Raw genomic sequence first — 14,898 nt, 5'->3', positions numbered from 1 at the left:
GTTTGTCACGTCAGAAGGCTGGCTGCCCTCTACAATCCAAGGGAGACGGGAACCCCACATGAAAATTTTGATCTCGAACGACGATGGCTTTCGCGCCGAGGGGATTGTGGCGCTTTACGAAGCGCTCAAAACCATCGCCGAGGTGGAAGTGGTCGCGCCAGAGCACAACAACAGCGCCAAGTCGAATGCGCTGACTTTGCACACCCCCTTGTATGTGAACCGTGCAGACAACGGCTTTCGCTACGTCAATGGCACACCGGCCGATTGCGTCCACATCGCGCTGACGGGTTTGCTCGGTTACCGGCCTGATCTCGTGGTCTCGGGCATCAACAACGGGGCCAATATGGGGGACGACACCTTGTATTCCGGCACCGTGGGCGCGGCCATGGAAGGCTTTTTGTTTGGCATTCCCGCCATCGCGGTGTCGCAAATGGAAAAAGGCTGGGCGCATGTCGATGCGGCGGCCCAAAAGGTCAAGCAGTTGGTTGCTCAGATGAAGTCGGGCGATTTGCTCCAAGCGCAACCTTGGCTCTTGAACGTGAACATCCCCAATTTGCCTTTGGACCAAATCCGCTCGCCCAAGCTGTGCCGCTTGGGGCGCCGCCATGCAGCTGAGCCGGTCATCACCCAGGTCGATCCGCGCGGACAAACCATGTACTGGATCGGCAACGCCGGGCCGGCCATGGACGACAGCGAGGGCACGGACTTTCATGCGGCCAAACTGGGCCACATGGTGGTGACCCCCTTGAAGGTGGATTTGACCGAACACCAGTCGCTTGAGGTCTGGTCGAGCGCGTTTGAGCGTTGGCACGTGACGGAGCCGTCATGAACCAGCGACCAGGGTTCCCGGCCAAATTGCCCAGCTCGGGTGCGCCCCGCAGCACCCGCAGCCCGGTGTCGCCGGTCGGTACCGCTAAGCCTGCAACGGTGGGTTTGTCCCCGGCATCGCCAGTGCGCCGTCCGGCCGCCTTGAGCTCGGGACTGGGCCTGGATTCGGGCGCTGTGCGGGCCCGCATGGTCAGCAAGTTGGCGGCTCAAGGCCTGCAAGATCCGATGGTCTTGCAAGCCATGGGCACGGTGGAGCGTCATCGGTTTGTGGAGACCGCCTTGGCTGGCCAAGCCTACGAAGACACAAGTTTGCCGATCGGTTTGGGACAAACCATCTCCAAGCCCAATGTGGTGGCCCGCATGATCGAGCTGATGCGAGAGGGGGCCACCGGCAAACTGGGGCGCATTCTGGAGATCGGTACCGGTTGTGGTTACCAGGCCGCGGTGCTCAGCCATGTGGCCACCGAGGTCTACAGCATTGAGCGCCTGCGCGGCTTGCACGAGAAGGCCCGAGAGAATTTGCGCCCTTTGCGCTTGCACAATGTTCACTTGATTTTTGGCGACGGCATGTTGGGTTATCCCAAAGGCGGTCCCTATGCCGGCATCATCTCGGCTGCCGGTGGCGAGGCGGTGCCGCAAGCCTGGTTGGACCAGTTGGCCGAAGGTGGTCGATTGGTGGCCCCCACCATCACGCCGGCGGGCCATCAAGCGCTGGTCGTGATCTTGCGCACTGCCCAGGGCTTCGAGCGCCAAGTGCTCGAGGCTGTTCACTTTGTGCCTCTAAAATCTGGCATCGCCTAAATGACTGATTCCATGCATCCAATCCTTCGCCATTCCTCTTTTGTTTTGGTGGCCATGACAGCCGTTTTGCTGGTGGGCTGCTCCTCTGGTCCTCGCGTGCTCGCGCCAGTCGAAGACCGCGTCTCGGGCACACGCGCTCCGGCCAGCACACAGGCGGCTTCGGTAGAAGCTGCCAAAGTTTTGCCCGGTGCAGAAAACGCTGGTAAGCCCGGTTACTACACGGTGCAACGCGGAGAGACCTTGACCCGCATTGGCTTGGACAACGGCCAATCCTGGCGTGATTTGGCCCGCTGGAACAACTTGAGCAATCCGGATCTGATCGAAGCCGGTCAGGTTTTGCGTGTGGCCCCGCCAGGTGCTGCGGTCGAGGCACAGGGTGTGGTTGTGCGCCCCGTGACGGCAGGTGGTGATTCAGCGCCGACGGTTTCTGCCGCCAAACCCGCCACGACCCCGGCTGCGACGGCAGCTGCTGACGAAGGTCTGGGCTTCATCTGGCCATCGAACGGTTCCTTGATCGGTGGTTTTGACGAGGCCAAAAACAAAGGACTGGACTTCGCTGGCAAAGCGGGTGACCCCGTCTTGGCCTCGGCCGATGGCCAGGTGGTCTATGCCGGTGCGGGCCTGCGTGGTTATGGCAACTTGATCATCCTCAAGCACAACAACACCTTCTTGACCGCCTATGCCCACAACCAGAAGTTGTTGGTCAAGGAGGATCAAAAAGTGCGCAAAGGCGAGAAAATCGCCGAGATGGGCAGCACCGACAGCGATCGCGTGAAGCTGCATTTTGAGGTGCGCCGTCAGGGCAAGCCGGTTGATCCGGCCAAGTTTTTGCCTGCCCGCTGAAAGCCCTGCATGGCTTGGCCTGTCCTGGTCTTTGACATCGAGACCATCCCCGACATGGCCGGCTGGCGGCGATTGAACACCGCTGCGCCTGAGTTGACCGACGCCCAGGTGCATGCCCAGTGGAAAGCCGAACGCGCAGCCCAAGGGCAAAGCGATTTCATGCCGCTGTACCTGCAAAAGGTGCTGGCCATCAGCTGCGTCTTTCGCAATGCAGAGGGCTTGCGCGTGCACTCCTTTGTGGACCGCGACGGCCAAAGCGAAGGCCGCATCATCCAGACCTTTTTCAACGCCATTGAAAAGCACGAGCCACAGCTGGTGAGCTGGAACGGCAGCGGCTTTGACTTGCCCGTGCTGCATTACCGCAGCTTGCAGCATGGCGTGGTGGCCGACAAATACTGGGACTTGGGCGAAGGCACCCACGGCAGCGACCGTGAGTTCAAGTGGAACAACTACATCTCGCGCTACCACATGCGCCATCTGGACTTGATGGACCTGCTGGCCAAGTACACCCCGCGCAACAACGCCCCCATGGACGCCATGGCCAAGCTGTGCGGATTCCCCGGCAAGCTGGGGATGGACGGCTCACAGGTGTACGAGCAATTTTTGGCGGGCCAGACCGAAGAGGTGCGACGGTATTGCGAAACCGATGTGATGAACACCTACTTGCTGTATTGCCGCTTTCAAAAGATGCGTGGCGGCTTGACTGAGGCCGAGTACACGCAGGAAATCCAGTTCGTCAAAGACAATGTGGCCGCCTTGGCCGGGCAAGAGCCGCATTGGCAGGAATACCTGCTCGCCTGGGGCTGAATTTGCGCCTGCCCCAATGAGACAATCGGGGCATGAGCGAAAAACAAGAACTCTCCATTCCCCAACACGAAGCCCCCAACAGCGACGACTTGCCCGAAGGCTGGTTGCGCGTCGGTTCACTCGACATGGATGCCCAAGGCATCGCCCGCCGCCCCGACGGCAAAGTGGTGTTCATCGAAGGCGCCTTGCCTTTTGAGGTCGTTTCTGTCCAGGTCGGTCGCAAAAAGAACAACTGGGAGCAGGGCACCGTCACCCAGATCCACTCGGAGTCTTCCCAGCGCGTGACGCCCGGCTGCCCGCATTTTGGGCTGCACGCCGGCGCTTGCGGCGGCTGCAAGATGCAGCACCTGGAAGCCTCCGCTCAGGTGGCCATCAAGCAGCGTGTGCTCGAAGACAACCTCTGGCACTTGGGCAAAGTCAAAGCTGACACCATGCTGCGGCCCATCGAAGGGCCCACCTGGGGCTACCGTTACCGCGCCCGCATGTCGGTGCGCTACGTGATCAAGAAGGGCGAAGTCCTGATTGGTTTTCACGAACGCAAGAGCCGCTACATCGCCGACATGAAGGTCTGCCGCATTTTGCCGCCGCACGTCAGCGCCATGCTGATGCCCCTGCGTGCGCTGATTGCCCAGATGGAGGCACGCGAGACCTTGCCGCAGATCGAGCTGGCTTGTGGTGACGAAGTCACCGCCATGGTCTTGCGCCACCTGGAGCCTTTGAGCGACAGCGACAAAGACAAGCTGCGCGCCTTTGGTGAAAAACACCAGGTGCAGTGGTGGCTGCAACCCAAGGGCCCGGACACGGTGCATTTGCTGGACACCGGTGGCCCGCAGCTGAGCTATGGCTTGCCCGACTTTGGCATCACCATGCCGTTTCGCCCGACCGACTTCACGCAGGTCAACCCCTTCATCAACCGGGTTTTGGTGGCCCGTTCTTTGCGCCTTTTGAATGCGCAAAAAACCGAGCGCGTGATCGACTGGTTCTGTGGCCTGGGCAACTTCACACTGCCCATTGCCACGCAGGCGGCCGAGGTGCTGGGCATTGAAGGGGCTGAGACTTTGGTGGCCCGCTCGCGCGACAACTACGCCCGCAACCAGGCCGATCGTCCAGAGGGCCAGGCCTTGGCGCCCACGAGCTTTGTGGCCCGCAACCTGTTTGAGATGACGCCCGCGATGCTGGTGGCCGATGGCACGGCCGACAAATGGCTGGTTGACCCCCCGCGTGAAGGTGCTTTTGCTTTGGCCAAAGCGCTGGCCGAGCTGCACGAAAACCATGAACTGCGCCAAGGCTGGACCCCGCCCCAGCGCATCGTGTATGTCAGCTGCAACCCCGCCACCTTGGCCCGCGACGCCGGTTTGCTGGTACACCGCGCCGGTTACCGCTGCGTGAGCGCAGGCGTGATCAACATGTTCGCCCACACGGCGCACGTGGAGAGCATGGCGGTGTTTGAACTGGCTTGATGCCGTGCCCAGCACCCATGAAAAAAGGCTCCCGATGGAGCCTTTTTGCTGGGAAGGTCAAGTTCAGTCGCGCTCGCCACCCATGATGCCGAGCAGGGCCAGCAGGCTCTGGAACACGTTGAAGATGTCCATGTACAAGGCCAGTGTGGCGCTGATGTAGTTGGTCTCGCCGCCGTCGATGATCTGCTTGAGGTCGTACAGCATGTAGGCGCTGAAGATGCCAATCGCCATGACCGAGATCACCATCATGCCCACGCTGGAGCCGACGAACACGTTGATGATGCCGCCGATCATGATGGCCAAGGCGCCAACCATCAGCCATTTGCTCATGCCCGACAGGTCACGTTTGATGGTGCTGGCCAGGCTGGCCATCACGAAGAACACGCCAGCGGTGCCGGCAAAGGCGGTCATGATGAGATCGGAGCCGTTTTTGAAACCCAGCACCATGGCGATCATGCGCGAGAGCATCAGGCCCATGAAGAAGGTGAAACCCAGCAAGACGGGCACCCCAGCGGCTGAGTTTTTGGTTTTCTCAATGGCGAACATGAAGCCAAAAGCCCCTGCCAAAAAGACGATCAGGCCCACACCGCCAGACAGCGATGCGGTGATGCCGGTGGCCACGCCCAGCCAAGCGCCCAAAACGGTGGGCAAGAGGCTCAAGGCCAGCAGCCAGTAAGTGTTGCGCAGAACGCGGTTGCGGTTGGCGGCGCTGTCGTGGCCCCAATCGGTGGTGTTCAAGGTACGGATATCGCTCATGAGGTTCTCCTGTTCAAGTCTTTAAAAGACCGGTTGTCATTGTAGGACGGGCATGGCTTAGTGGCTCAATGGCCGTACCAGAACGGGGTTATCCGGGTGAATCACTTTTGCCCAGAAGTGTGCAATCCGGCGTGCTGTGCCCGTGTATGCTTGCGCTTTTATTTTTCAGCCAAAAAGTCATGAAAACCCAATCCGTTCTCGAACTGTCCGATGTGCAAGCCATTGCTGCAGCCGCCCAAGCTGAAGCCCAGAAAAACAATTGGGCCGTGAGCATTGCCATCGTGGACGCTGGCGGCCATTTGCTGCACTTTCAGCGCCTGAACGGTGCGCCCCCCATTTCTTCGCACATTGCACCCGCCAAAGCCCACACCGCCGCTTTGGGTCAGCGCGAGAGCAAGGTTTACGAAGACGTTATCAACGGCGGCCGTTATTCCTTCCTGTCGGCGCCGACCGTCGAAGGCATGCTCGAAGGCGGTGTGCCGATCCTGAAAGACGGCGCATGCTTGGGCGCAGTCGGTGTGAGCGGCGTCAAGTCCAATGAAGACGCCCAGATTGCCAAAGCGGGTATCGCGGCCATCGGCCTTTGATCACCGACCGTCGAAATGAAAAAAGCCCGCAATTGCGGGCTTTTTTCATGGGTCAGGCGCTGATCACTTGGCGCTCAGGATCCAAGCGGCCAATTTCTTGGCTTCTGCATCGTTGACTTGTGGGTTGGCGGGCATGGGGATTGCTCCCCAGACGCCAGAGCCGCCCTTCATGATCTTGGTGGCCAGTTTGTCGACGGCGGCTTTGTCGCCTTTGTATTTGGCGGCCACATCTTTGTAAGCGGGGCCCACAATTTTCTTGTCCACTGCATGGCAAGCCATGCAGTTCTTGGAGGTGGCCAAAGCCTGGTCAGCCAGCGCGGGGGCGGCTGCAGCAGCAGTCATGGCCAAAGCAAAAATGATTTTTTTCATGTCAATTTCCTGTGGTTTAAAAAAAGATGAACAGATTGGACCGGGAACAGCTGACACGCACATGAATTTTCAGGCCGTCAGCAGGTCTTTGGGGTCAAGTGTATCGTCGCTGACACTCAGCGTGCATGACGTCCAGGTGACTGGGGTGATGGCTCACAGCCCTGAATGGGCCCAGCGCTGGGCGATAATTGAGCAAATTTTTTTGACATCTTCCTCGACTGGAGCCCCTGATGCCCGCTTACCGTTCCAAGACCTCCACCGCCGGCCGCAACATGGCGGGTGCCCGTTCTCTGTGGCGTGCCACGGGCATGAAGGACGATGATTTCAGCAAGCCGATCATCGCGATTGCCAACTCGTTCACCCAGTTCGTGCCCGGCCACGTGCACCTGAAGGACCTGGGCCAGCTGGTCGCCCGTGAGATCGAAGCCGCCGGTGGCGTGGCCAAAGAATTCAACACGATCGCCGTGGACGACGGCATCGCCATGGGCCACGACGGCATGCTGTATTCGCTGCCCAGCCGTGACATCATTGCCGACTCGGTCGAGTACATGGTCAACGCCCACTGCGCGGACGCGATTGTGTGCATCTCCAACTGCGACAAGATCACCCCCGGCATGTTGATGGCCGCCATGCGCCTGAACATTCCGGTCATTTTTGTGTCCGGTGGCCCCATGGAAGCGGGCAAAGTCCGCTTGGCCAACCCTCAGACGCAAGTCATGGAATTCAAGAAGCTCGACCTGATCGATGCCATGGTCATGGCCGCTGACGACAAGGTGAGCGACGCCGACTTGGCCGAAGTCGAGCGTTCGGCTTGCCCCACCTGCGGTTCATGCTCGGGCATGTTCACCGCCAACTCGATGAACTGCCTGGCTGAGGCTTTGGGCTTGGCCTTGCCCGGCAACGGCACCGTGTTGGCCACGCACGCCGACCGTGAAGCCTTGTTCAAGCAAGCGGGCCGCACGATTGTGGATTTGTGCAAGCGCTACTACGAACAAGAGGACGCATCGGTGTTGCCACGGTCCATGGGCTTCAAAGCGTTTGAAAACGCGATTGCCCTGGACATCGCCATGGGCGGCTCCACCAACACCATCTTGCACATCTTGGCGATTGCCCAGGAAGCCGAGATCGAGTTCACCATGGCCGACATCGACCGCATGTCGAAAATCGTGCCCCAGCTGTGCAAAGTCGCGCCCAACACCAACAAGTACCACATCGAAGACGTCCACCGCGCAGGCGGCATCATGGGCATCTTGGGTGAGTTGGACCGCGCAGGTCGCCTGCACACCGACGTGGGCACCGTGCTGGGCAAGACCATGAAAGAGGTCTTGGACCAATGGGACATCAAGCGCAACCCCTCGGATGCGGTGAAAACTTTTTACATGGCCGGACCCGCTGGCATCCCCACGCAAGTGGCGTTCAGCCAAAACACCCGCTGGCCGAGCCTGGACACCGACCGTGCTGAAGGCTGCATCCGCTCGATCGACCATGCTTTCAACAAAGAAGGCGGCCTGGCCGTTTTGCGCGGCAACATCGCCTTGGACGGCTGCGTGGTCAAGACCGCGGGCGTGGACGACAGCTTGCTGGTGTTTGAAGGCCCGGCCCACGTGGTCGAGAGCCAAGACGAAGCCGTCGACAACATCCTGAGCGACAAAGTCAAGGCGGGCGACATCGTGGTCGTGCGCTACGAAGGCCCCAAAGGCGGCCCCGGCATGCAGGAAATGTTGTACCCCACCAGCTACATCAAGTCCAAGGGCCTGGGCAAAGCCTGCGCCTTGCTGACCGATGGCCGCTTCTCGGGCGGCACATCGGGCCTGTCGATCGGCCACTGCTCGCCCGAAGCGGCTGCTGGCGGCACCATCGGTTTGGTGCGCAATGGCGACCGCATCCGCATCGACATCCCCAACCGTTCGATCAACGTGCTGGTGAGCGACGAGGAGCTGGCCAAGCGCCGCGCCGAGCAAGACCAACTGGGCTGGAAGCCTGCGCTGCCCCGCCCACGCAAGGTGTCGGCCGCGCTCAAGGCCTACGCCATGCTGGCCACCTCGGCCGACAAAGGCGCGGTGCGCGATTTGTCGCTGCTGGGCTGATCTGTCAGGGTTGGCGCACGGTAGCTGCCTTCATTTGAAGGCACAATCTGCGCCATGCTGATTCACCCTCAAATCGATCCCGTCGCCCTGCAATTGGGCCCCTTGGCTGTGCATTGGTACGGCCTGACGTACTTGGCGGCCTTCGCCTTGTTTTTTGCTTTGGGTGCGCGACGCTTGAAGCATTTGCCTTTTGCCCAGTTGCCCCAGTGGACGCGCCAGGATGTGGAAGACATCTTGTTTTTGGGCGTCTTGGGCGTGGTGCTGGGTGGCCGCATCGGTTACTGCTTGTTTTACAAGCCGGGCTATTACGCCGCGCACCCACTGGAGGTGTTCGCCGTGTGGCAAGGCGGCATGAGCTTTCACGGGGGCATGTTGGGTGTGATGGCGTCCATGGTTTGGTTCGCACGCACGCGCGACAGGCCGTTTTTGCAAGTCATGGACTTTGTGGCGCCCTGTGTGCCCACGGGCTTGGCGGCAGGCCGCATTGGCAACTTCATCAACGGTGAACTTTGGGGGCGCCTGGCCGATCCCACCTTGCCCTGGGCCATGGTTTTTCGCGGCGCAGGTGATGCGCCGCGCCATCCCTCGCAGATCTACCAGTTCCTGATGGAAGGTGTGCTGCTGTTTGTGCTGTTGTGGCTGTATGCGCGCAAACCCCGTGCGCAGGGGCAGGTGGCATTTGCCTTTTTGTTCGGCTACGGCGTGTTCCGTTTTGTGGCCGAGTATTTCCGCGAGCCCGATGCGCACCTGGGCATCTTGAGCTTGGGCATGAGCATGGGGCAGTGGCTGTGCGTGCCCATGATCGTCTTGGGTGCTTTTTTCTGGTTCTGGTGCGGCCGCTCTGAGCCCCGCGCACGCTGACACTTAGGAGTCAGCCCCGAGCGCTGACATGGCCGACGATGTGTTTTTCGAACATCTCAAAGGTCTGCCATGAACCTCCACCGCAGAACGCTGGGCCTTGTGGCCCTGGCCATCACCCTGTTGGGCGGCTGCGCCAGCCAAGTTTCGCTCAGCGATCAGGGCCGGCCGCCGGTGGTGTTCGTGCATGGCAATGGCGATTCGGCGGCGTTGTGGCAAGCCACCGTTTGGCGCTTTGAGTCCAATGGCTGGCCAACAGACCGTCTGCACGCGATCGATGTGCCTTATCCCCTGGCGCGTGACGCCGACAACAAGGCCCAAGCGGGACGCACTTCAACCGCCGAACACATGGCGTTTTTGCGCGACGAAGTTCAAGCGGTCATGCGCCGAACCGGTGCCCAACAAGTGGTCTTGGTGGGCAACTCGCGCGGGGGCAATGCGATCCGCAACTTCATCTGCAACGGTGGCGGGGCGGCGGTGGTCAGCCATGCCATTTTGGGCGGCACGCCCAACCATGGCGTGCAAGCCATCCCGGGTGTGAACGAGGCCAACGAGTTTTCTGGCACCGGCCCCTTTTTGAAGCAGCTCAATGCCCCCAAAAACGCCCAAGGCGACGAGGTCTGCGGCCCCACGCGCTGGATGACCATCCGCTCAGACAACAACGACAAATTTGCGCAGCCCGATGGGCTGTGGTTGGGCATGAAGGGCAAGCCCACGCTGGTGGGGTTCGACGGCCCTGAGCTCAAAGGGGCCACCAATGTGGTGATCCCCAAAATCGACCACCGCGAAACGTCTTATTCCGTCCCCGCTTTTGAGGCCACTTACAGGTTCATCACCGGCCGCACACCGCAGACGGCTGTTGCGCGGCAAGCGCAAGTGGTGCTCAGCGGCAAGTTGGTGGGCATGGGGGTGGACCCGTTGGATGCGACGACCGGCAACTTTGTCAACAACTTGCCACTGCGTGGTGCGCGCTTGGAGGTTTATGAAACCAAGGCCGACACGGGCCAACGCTTGGGTGCCGCGGCCCACACGCAGACAGTCGGCGCGGATGGCATTTGGGGCCCCTTCAAGGCGCGAGGCGACGCCACCTATGAGTTCGTGATTCAAGCGGCTGGCTATGCCACCACGCACATCTACCGCAGCGCTTTCCCTCGGTCGAGTCAGTGGATCCACATGCGCCCGGAGCGGGCCAACGACGCTGACAAAGCCGCGCCAGCGGTGCTCAGTTTTGTCCGGCCACGGGGCTATTTCGATCCCGGTCGCGATGCCATGAGCCTCGATGGGCAAAGCACATTGCCAGGCGTGCCGCCAGGGGCTGGCACTGCAGCCAGCCGTCTGCGCATGAACGACGCCACGCAGCGCAGCGTGGCTGGCGTCTTCAACGGCGAGAAGGTGGTCGGCCAGACCTGGCCCATGGCGCAAGGCCACACCACGGTGCTGGAGTTGACCGATTGATTGGTCAGGCTGCCGCTGGCCGCTGGTCCAGCCAATCGGCGCGCACCGCCTCGTAGGCCGCGGCCACCTGCAGCAGGGCCTGATCGCCTTGCGGCTTGCCAATGAGCTGGATGCCCATTGGCCATGGCCGGGTGGGGTGAAAGCCGGCGGGCAGGCTGATGGCGGGCAACCCTGCCAGCGTGGCGTAAATGGTGCACTCCATCCAGCGGTGGTAAGTGTCCATCGCACGGTCGCCAATCTTTTGGGGCCAGCGCTCTTGCAAAGGGAAAGGCCAGACTTGTGCCACGGGCAGGGCCAGCACGTCAAAGCGTTCAAACATCTGCAGCAAGTGGTTGTAAAAACCGGTGCGTTTTTGGCTGGCCAATTGAAAGTCCATGAACGACAGCTTGAGCGAGTTGTCGTATTCCCACAGGGCTTCAGGCTTGAGCGTTTCACGCGCACCGGGCAGTTGCATGAGTGCGGCGGCTTTGGGGCCCACCAGCGCACGGCGCCAAATCAGCCAGCATTCCCACAGGGCTTGGGTGTCAAAGCCTGCGGCCGTGGGTTCAATGTGCGCACCTGCGGTTTGCATCGCGCGCAGGGCGTCCTCACAGGCATCCAGGATGCCTTCTTCGATGGCCAGGTGGCCGCCCAGGTCGCCCAGCCAGCCCACCCGAAGCCCTTTGAGGGCGTCGGGTGTGTAGGCGATGCCCGAAACGTCCAGAGGGGTGTTGATGGACAGCGGTTGGCGTGGGTCGTGGCCCGCTTGGGTGGCCAAGAGCCGGGCCAGGTCGCGCACGCTGCGGGCCATGGGGCCTTCGGTGCCGAGTTGGTCCACCCACACGTCGGCGCCCGGTCCATAAGGCACGCGGCCTTGTGACGGGCGCATGCCAAAAAGGTGGTTCCAGCCTGCAGGGTTGCGCAGGCTGCCCATGAAGTCCGAGCCGTCGGCCACCGGCAACATGCGCTGGGCCAGGGCCACGGCCGCACCGCCGCTGCTGCCGCCTGCGCTCACGGTGGTGTCCCAGGCATTGGGCGTAGCGCCAAACAGCGTGTTGAAGGTGTGCGAGCCCAGGCCCAGTTCGGGCATGTTGGTCTTGCCGATCACGATGGCGCCAGCGGCCTTCATGCGCGCCGTCATGATGCTGTCCGCGCGGGGCATTTGCGCGGCCAGCAGTCGGCTGCCAAAGGTGCTCGGAAAACCCAGCGCATGGCCGGTGTCCTTGATGGCTTGCGGGATGCCATGCAGCCAGCCCCGCGATTGGCCTTGGGCCAGTTCGTCGTCGCACTGCTTCGCTTGTGCCAACAATTGATCGGCCGGTGCCAAGTTGACGATGGCATTGAAGGTCGGGTTGAGTGTGTTGATGCGCTGCAGATAAGCCTGCATCAACTCGGTACAAGACACTTGCTTTTGCTGGATGCGTTCAGACAGTTCGCTGGCGTTGAAGTCGGTGATGTGGCTCATGGGTCAATCGTTCAGTTCAGTTGGGGCGGCGGGACGAAACCGCACCATTCGGTTTCGAGCCAGCGGGCCATTTTCAGGCACAGGGGGTCGGCCAAAGTGTCGCCAATGATTTGCGCGCCAACGGGCAGCCCCTCAGGGCTTTGGCCCATTGGAATGGCGGTCGCGGGCAGGCCCACCACGCCGGGGTAGCCCGCCCAAAACAGGCTGTCGGTGTGGGGCTGATCTTGGCCGTTGACTTTGAGCATGCGGTCCCAGCGTTCGCCTTGCTGCTGGTGGACAAAGGCGGGGGAGGTGGCCACGGGTGTGATGAGCAGGTCCACCGTTTCAAAGTAAGCACGCCATTGGGCGCGCAACACGGCGCGTTGTTGGTCAAACTCGACCCACTCGCGGTGCGTCAGGGTGCTGCCACGCCAGACCCGCTCGCGCATGCTGTCTTGAGCCGGATCGCTGCCCAGGGCCAGGGCTTGGAATTGGGCATAGGTCGCGTCGTCCAGCCAGGCTCCCGTGGCTGCACGCAGCAGGTGCATGTACACACGGTGCGACTGCGCGCTGTCCACTGGGCGGTGGTCCTCCAGCACGGTGACGCCTTGTGAACGTAAAAAGTCGGCCAGCGCGTGGAGTTGGTTTTGGATGCTGTGGTCCACCCGTGCTTCAGGGTCATCGAACACGATGGCCACCCGGCATTGGTGGGGTTCTTTGTCTGAGCGCAGCCATTGGGTGTTTGTCCAGCCCATCGGGCCAAACAGTTGCAATGGGTTTGTCAGCACCTGCATGGCGAGCTGCAAGTCTTGGGCGCTGCGCGCCAGCGGCCCGGCCACGGCAATGTCCAGGCTGTCGATGCAGCGGACTCCGGGCAATTGATGGCCCTCCATGGGCACCACGCCCCAGGTGGGTTTGTGGCCATAAACGCCGCAGTAATGGGCAGGGTTGCGGATCGAGGCGCCGATGTCACTGCCCAGCTCCAGAGGGGTCATGCCTGAGGCCAGCGCGGCGCTGGCCCCGCCGGACGATCCGCCGGGCGAACGGGTCAGATCCCAGGGATTGTTCGTGGTGCCGTAGACCGGGTTGAACGACTGCCAGTCGGCCAGTGCGACGGGCACATTGGTTTTGCCAAAGACCACGGCGCCTGCGTCCAGCAGGCGCTTTACGGCCAAGGCGGGCTGCTGGGCGATGTTGTCCTTGTATTGCGGAAACCCCCAGCAGGTGGGTGTGCCTGGCAGGTCGAAGGATTCCTTGACGGTCATGGGCAAGCCGTGCAGCGGGCCCCAGTCCTCGCCCCTTGCGCGAGCGGCGTCGGCGGCGGCGGCGCGTTCGCGGGCGGTGTCAAAGGTGCGCACCACCACGGCGTTGATCGCCGGGTCCAGTTTGTGAACCCGTTGGATGTGATGCTCCAGCAGTTCCAGGCTGGAGATCTCGCCGGCACGAAAACGGGCCAGCATGTCGGTGGCGCTTGGCCAGGGGGGGATCACTCGACTTGCCTCATAACCCATGGGCCTGGCCAATGCGCGACATCACTGCGGTTGCAGATTGATCGATTTGGCGATGGCCTGGTAGCGTGAGGTTTCACTGTTGTAGACGCGGGCCAACTCTTCAGGGCTCATGGGCTTGGCCACGGTGTTGCCGGTGGCTTCGTAGGCTTTGCGGATGTCGGCGTTTTGCAAAGCCTCGTAGATGGCTTTGTTCAATTTAGCGGTCACATCTGCGGGCGTGTTCTTGGGCACTTCGATGCCGGCCCACAAGTCGAACTCAAAGCCTTCCATGCCCTTTTGTGCAGCCAGGGCAGGGATGTTGGGAAAGCGTGGGTGTGGGGCTTTGGTGGTCAAGCCCAGCGCTTTGACTTTGCCTTCGGTGATCATGGCGGGCGTGCTGCCGGCGAAGGGGATGAAGACCATGTCGATCTGCCCGCCCATCAGGTCGGTCATGAGGGGTGCTGCGCCTTTGTAGGGCACATGCAGCATCTTGGTGCCAGTTTGCTGGGCGAACTTTTCACCGATCAGGTGGTACAGCGAGCCGGGGCCCACGCTGCCGTAGGACAGCTCCTTGGCGCCCGGCTTTTTGGCCATGGCAATGAGCTCATCGACATTGTTGGCGGGCAGGTCTTTGCGGGTGATCAGCACCATGCTGGTGGTCACCAATTGGGCCACCAGTTTCATGTCATCGGGTTTGAATTTCACGGCCGACATGGCCAGTGGGGCCAGCACCAGCTCCATGGGGGTGCCCAGGGTCATGTTGTAACCATCGGCAGGAGCGTTCAGCACCTTTTGAATGCCAATGGCACCGCCCACGCCGCCAATGTTTTCAATGATCACCGGCTGGCCCAGCAAACGGATGAGTTCGGGCTGGAGTTGCCGCGCCACAAAGTCAGAAGGACCGCCCGCAGGGTAGGGGACCACCAGGTTGACCGCCTTGCTGGGGAAGGTTTGGGCCGCGGCCTGAAGCACAGCAGCGCTGCACAGCAAGCCAAACAGTGATCGCTTGAGCCATTGAGAGGTGTTCATCTTTGTCGTCCTTGTTGGGTGGTATGGGCAGCCGCTGGGTGCGTGCTTGCATCAAGTCTGAACCCGCAGGGCGAGCCGGTGCTATCGAAAAGTGGCAAACCGAAT

General features: G+C 61.4%; 14 protein-coding genes. 9 read left to right on the top strand and 5 right to left on the bottom strand.

Features of this window, described 5'->3' with window-relative positions; genetic code table 11:
* Positions 1-58: 58 nt before the first annotated feature.
* From surE to rlmD, 5 genes are read left to right on the top strand one after another with little or no spacing between them, the layout of a single operon-like run.
* On the top strand, positions 59-829 hold the full coding sequence (surE, locus tag QLQ16_RS07625; RefSeq protein WP_283224093.1) for a 5'/3'-nucleotidase SurE: 771 nt from the start codon (positions 59-61) through the stop codon (positions 827-829).
* Positions 826-1,629, top strand: a complete 804-nt coding sequence (locus tag QLQ16_RS07620; RefSeq protein WP_283224092.1) for a protein-L-isoaspartate(D-aspartate) O-methyltransferase — start codon at positions 826-828, stop codon at positions 1,627-1,629. Before surE ends, QLQ16_RS07620 begins: the two co-directional genes overlap by 4 nt.
* A 12-nt stretch (positions 1,630-1,641) precedes the next feature.
* Positions 1,642-2,472: a peptidoglycan DD-metalloendopeptidase family protein gene (locus tag QLQ16_RS07615; protein ID WP_283224091.1), complete on the top strand. Its 831-nt coding sequence runs from the start codon at positions 1,642-1,644 to the stop codon at positions 2,470-2,472.
* A 9-nt stretch (positions 2,473-2,481) separates the two neighbouring features.
* Complete coding sequence (locus QLQ16_RS07610; protein WP_283224090.1) at positions 2,482-3,279, top strand: 3'-5' exonuclease; 798 nt, start codon at positions 2,482-2,484, stop codon at positions 3,277-3,279.
* 32 nt (positions 3,280-3,311) lie between these two features.
* The gene (rlmD, locus tag QLQ16_RS07605) at positions 3,312-4,739 is read left to right on the top strand and encodes a 23S rRNA (uracil(1939)-C(5))-methyltransferase RlmD (RefSeq protein ID WP_283224089.1); all 1,428 of its coding nucleotides are present in this window, start codon (positions 3,312-3,314) and stop codon (positions 4,737-4,739) included.
* Positions 4,740-4,802: 63 nt separating this feature from the next.
* On the opposite strand, the gene QLQ16_RS07600 is transcribed toward rlmD, so the two are convergent.
* Positions 4,803-5,495, bottom strand: a complete 693-nt coding sequence (locus tag QLQ16_RS07600; RefSeq protein WP_283224088.1) for a Bax inhibitor-1/YccA family protein — start codon at positions 5,493-5,495, stop codon at positions 4,803-4,805.
* Between the two features lie 179 nt (positions 5,496-5,674).
* Between QLQ16_RS07600 and QLQ16_RS07595 the strand changes: the two genes are divergently transcribed.
* Positions 5,675-6,082 carry a GlcG/HbpS family heme-binding protein gene (locus QLQ16_RS07595; protein ID WP_283224087.1) on the top strand — a complete coding sequence of 136 codons (408 nt, stop codon included), beginning with the start codon at positions 5,675-5,677 and terminating at the stop codon, positions 6,080-6,082.
* 63 nt (positions 6,083-6,145) lie between these two features.
* Here the strand turns inward: QLQ16_RS07595 and QLQ16_RS07590 are convergent, their stop codons facing one another.
* Positions 6,146-6,451 carry a c-type cytochrome gene (locus QLQ16_RS07590; RefSeq protein WP_283224086.1) on the bottom strand — a complete coding sequence of 102 codons (306 nt, stop codon included), beginning with the start codon at positions 6,449-6,451 and terminating at the stop codon, positions 6,146-6,148.
* Positions 6,452-6,681: 230 nt separating this feature from the next.
* Between QLQ16_RS07590 and ilvD the strand changes: the two genes are divergently transcribed.
* The 3 genes from ilvD to QLQ16_RS07575 all read left to right on the top strand — a co-directional run bounded on the left by ilvD (position 6,682) and on the right by QLQ16_RS07575 (position 10,851).
* A complete protein-coding gene (gene ilvD / locus QLQ16_RS07585; RefSeq protein ID WP_283224085.1) occupies positions 6,682-8,538 on the top strand; it encodes a dihydroxy-acid dehydratase in 1,857 nt (618 codons plus the stop codon).
* 54 nt (positions 8,539-8,592) lie between these two features.
* A complete protein-coding gene (gene lgt / locus QLQ16_RS07580) occupies positions 8,593-9,399 on the top strand; it encodes a prolipoprotein diacylglyceryl transferase (RefSeq protein WP_283224084.1) in 807 nt (268 codons plus the stop codon).
* Positions 9,400-9,468: 69 nt separating this feature from the next.
* Complete coding sequence (locus QLQ16_RS07575; RefSeq protein WP_283224083.1) at positions 9,469-10,851, top strand: alpha/beta fold hydrolase; 1,383 nt, start codon at positions 9,469-9,471, stop codon at positions 10,849-10,851.
* Between the two features lie 4 nt (positions 10,852-10,855).
* Here the strand turns inward: QLQ16_RS07575 and QLQ16_RS07570 are convergent, their stop codons facing one another.
* Genes QLQ16_RS07570 through QLQ16_RS07560 form a run of 3 tightly spaced genes read right to left on the bottom strand, consistent with a single transcriptional unit; the run spans position 10,856 to position 14,793 of the window.
* Positions 10,856-12,295: an amidase gene (locus QLQ16_RS07570; protein WP_283224082.1), complete on the bottom strand. Its 1,440-nt coding sequence runs from the start codon at positions 12,293-12,295 to the stop codon at positions 10,856-10,858.
* Between the two features lie 11 nt (positions 12,296-12,306).
* On the bottom strand, positions 12,307-13,764 hold the full coding sequence (locus QLQ16_RS07565; protein WP_283224081.1) for an amidase: 1,458 nt from the start codon (positions 13,762-13,764) through the stop codon (positions 12,307-12,309).
* A gap of 42 nt (positions 13,765-13,806) precedes the next feature.
* On the bottom strand, positions 13,807-14,793 hold the full coding sequence (locus QLQ16_RS07560; protein ID WP_283224080.1) for a Bug family tripartite tricarboxylate transporter substrate binding protein: 987 nt from the start codon (positions 14,791-14,793) through the stop codon (positions 13,807-13,809).
* Between the last annotated feature and the right edge of the window lie 105 nt (positions 14,794-14,898).

The organism is Limnohabitans lacus (assembly GCF_030053395.1).
Taxonomy (GTDB): domain Bacteria; phylum Pseudomonadota; class Gammaproteobacteria; order Burkholderiales; family Burkholderiaceae_C; genus Limnohabitans_A; species Limnohabitans_A lacus.
This window is presented reverse-complemented; position numbering and strand designations above follow the sequence as displayed.